Here is a 2,436-nt window from a genome sequence, read left to right as displayed (position 1 = left end):
GCATGATGATCTGTTGAGGATAATCCGATGCTATATGCCCTACTAACTGCCCGCGGATTAGGAGCGCATTGAGGTAATAATGCAGGCCACCAAATTGCACGGCCTGCTCATCCCAGCCCGTGTGAAGCGTTAGCGGGTCCTGCTGGAGACCAAGACCTACGCATTTCAGTATAGCCTCTTTCCTGGTCCACAGCTCCAGGAATTTTCTCGCAGACAGTTTGCGCGGAACGTCTTCAAACCTCCTGACTTCTTGGTCAGTCATAATGTGACGGGCCACTTGGCGGCAATTTGCCAATGGGCGCAAACGCTCAATATCTATCCCAATCAAGCCCACGGGTGAAACGGCGACGGCGGACCAATCCTGGCTGTGAGACTGGCTCACTTCGATAGCGCGCGCCAGCAATTGAGGCTTGCCGAACCGCGAAACGGTCATCTGGAGATCTTGCTCCGGAACACCTAGATGCGCAGCAAGGATGGTTCGAAAAGCAAATTTTGCTTGAATATATGAAAGCCGCAGATCTGAGTGACGGATTTTTTCTGCTCGCTCCCGCTCAGTTGGGCTTAGCACTTCACGCATGTATGACGTTGGGATCGTCAGCTGTGAATGCCGGAAAACCCAAACATCGATCGTACCGAACTGCCTCTGTGAATGCATTCGTCACAGCCTATGGCTCGCTCCACCACATGCCCTTGCCTGATCAGCGCGATGGTAAAGTCGTTAATGCCTCCCCCCATTTACACGTCCACAGTGTGGTAATGGGGCGGGCGGGTCGTCACTGACTTGCAGAACTCCTACACTGCCATTGGATCCCCTGGGTGAAATATTTATGAAACAACTTAAATGATTCTTTAAAACTCTTTGAATCTTCTTTTCATAAGCCTTCCACTACATTAGTTGCTATACCGAACTAGTACACTAATGTTACTTATATAATACACCATTGTTATCTAGACGTTATGATCGCGGTGTGATTGGCGGTCCGCCCTTAGTCTTTGCGGCTGTATAGCAAACGGGGTTGCTCGGGGAGTGCCGAGCCTATCCCCAGGCAAAGGAAGGACGGGCCATGACAGATGATACTGTTTTCTACGTCGGTGTCGATGTTTCGAAGGCCAAGCACGCGATTGCGATTGCCGAGCACGGCCGCAATGGCGAGGTCCGCTATTTCGACGAGACCGAGGCCACGCCGGCGGCGGTGGAGCGGTTCGTCCGCAAGCTGGAGAAGAAGATTCTCGCCTCTATTCTGCTATGAATCCGGCCCGACCGGCTACGGGCTCTACCGCCAGTCGGTTGAACTCGGTCACCGCTGCGATGTGGTAGCACCCTCGCTGATTCCCAAGCACCCGGGCGAGCGCGTCAAGACGAACCCACGCGATGCGGTCAGCCTGGCGCGACTGTTTCGGGCGGGCGAATTGAAGGGGATCTGGGTTCCCGACGCGGTGCATGAAGCGGTGCGCGATCTGGTGCGGGTGCGGGCTGCAGCGAGCGAGGATCTGCGCAAGAAGCGCCAGCAGCTTCTATCGTTCTGCTGCGCCATGGCCGGGTCTTTAGCGGAACGCAAGAATTGGAGCCAAGCACATGCCCGCTGGCTGGCGACGCAGAAGTTCGACATCCGGCCCAGCAGATCGTGTTCCAGGACCAGGTCGACGTGATCACCGATGCGGAGGCTCGGCTGGAGCGGCTCGATGCCAAGCTTGCCGAACTCGTGCCGAGCTGGTCGATGGCGCCGGTGGTGGCGGCTTATCAGGCGCTGCGTGGCGTCTCTTTTATCGTTTGCCGTCACCTCCGCAAGCGAAGTCGGCGATGTCCGTCGCTTCGACAGTCCACGGCAATTGATGGCCTTCCTCGGCCTGGTACCGTCTGAGCGGTCGACCGGCGACACGGTCGGGCGCGGCGGCCTGACGCTGGGCGGCAACCGCCGCGCGCGTCCTAATAGACGGTGCCTGGGGCTACCGCCATCCCGCCAGGGTGACGGAGACCATTCGCATCCGCCTCGAGGGCCTGCCGAAGGTCGTGCGCGAGATTGCCTGGAAGGCGCAGACGCGGCTTTGTGCCCGCTACCGCCGCATGACAGCGGCGGGCAAGAAGGCGCCCATCGTGGTTGCGGCGATCGCGCGTGAGATGGCAGCCTTTCTATGGGCTATCGGCCACCAGGTCGAACCGGTGCGCTGACGATGTCCTGCACTTCTGCCTCGAAACGCGGGTTTCTCCCAAACACGTCGCTCGCACGGCGCTGCCGGATCGAAGCGAATGAAGGAGCTTCAATCCGGCGCAAACACCGGGCAGCACGGTGACGGGATGTGGTCACGGTGGGATTCCCGTTCTCCACTCTCATAATTGCTGACAACGGCCTTTGACGTAGAAACTTGCCCGCCGACCCGATCGGCGGTCGAGGCACTTGTACGGCGGATATGAGGTGCAAGAGGCGGGACTTGAAC

Annotated in this window: 1 protein-coding gene and 1 pseudogene; one reads left to right on the top strand and one right to left on the bottom strand. The window is 58.3% G+C overall.

Annotated features, from left to right (window positions below; all coding sequences use genetic code 11):
• Positions 1-655 (bottom strand): 4'-phosphopantetheinyl transferase family protein (locus AC0L2M_RS34540; RefSeq protein ID WP_473537259.1); only part of this gene is annotated, 655 nt, incomplete at its 3' end.
• Between the two features lie 409 nt (positions 656-1,064).
• On the opposite strand from AC0L2M_RS34540, the pseudogene AC0L2M_RS34535 reads away from it, so the two are divergent.
• Positions 1,065-2,170 (top strand): annotated as a pseudogene (locus AC0L2M_RS34535) (IS110 family RNA-guided transposase).
• Positions 2,171-2,436: the final 266 nt, after the last annotated feature.

The sequence above is a fragment of the Mesorhizobium sp. WSM4806 genome, assembly GCF_055811635.1.
The sequence above is the reverse complement of the archived record's forward strand: the minus strand, read 5'-3'. Positions and strand labels throughout refer to the sequence as shown.